Source organism: Nocardioides antri (assembly GCF_008373765.1).
Classification (GTDB): Bacteria; Actinomycetota; Actinomycetes; order Propionibacteriales; family Nocardioidaceae; genus Nocardioides; species Nocardioides antri.
Map to the genome: position 1 here is coordinate 1 of NZ_VUJW01000152.1, position 495 is coordinate 495.

1 protein-coding gene is annotated in these 495 nt (G+C 50.5%); it reads right to left on the reverse strand.

Going from position 1 to position 495, the window contains the following annotated elements; all coding sequences use genetic code 11:
- Positions 1-495: hypothetical protein (locus tag F0U47_RS22855; RefSeq protein ID WP_149752363.1), on the reverse strand; the 495-nt coding region annotated here is incomplete at both ends.

Consider the following 495-nt stretch of genomic DNA (forward strand, 5'->3'; position numbering starts at 1 on the left):
AAGGTAATGAACTTCCAACTGATGAGGTCGCTGTTCTTTTCCTTACCATCGCCGTATGCAAGTCTCTCGTTCGCGGGATCAAGAGTGGGGCCGAGCTTCAGAGCGAGGTTGTAGTTTCTGTAAATGAGCTTAACGAAGTTTCCGGCCATGATGAGTCTAAAGTTATAGGGGAAGTACTTTCTGACAATGTGCTGTCCGTTGCCGACCCACAGCTTGTAGCAGTACTCCATGGTGTTCCGACTTCCGTCAATGATCAGGTTGTTAACTACATTCTGGATGATGGAGCCCTTGCCTTGGTTCTCGTATTCCAAGCTCTGACGGACAGCGCTGTCGTAGTCACCGGTGAGGATGCTGTTGTACAGTTTCTCCTCGAGTTCTTTGTTAGAACTGCTCATGCTTCCCGCGGACATTTCAGTGACGCCGGCGCTGACGGCGAGCACGCACGACGCGAACACCACGAGAAATTTCATTATCACAGTTGCCTTTTCCGATCGC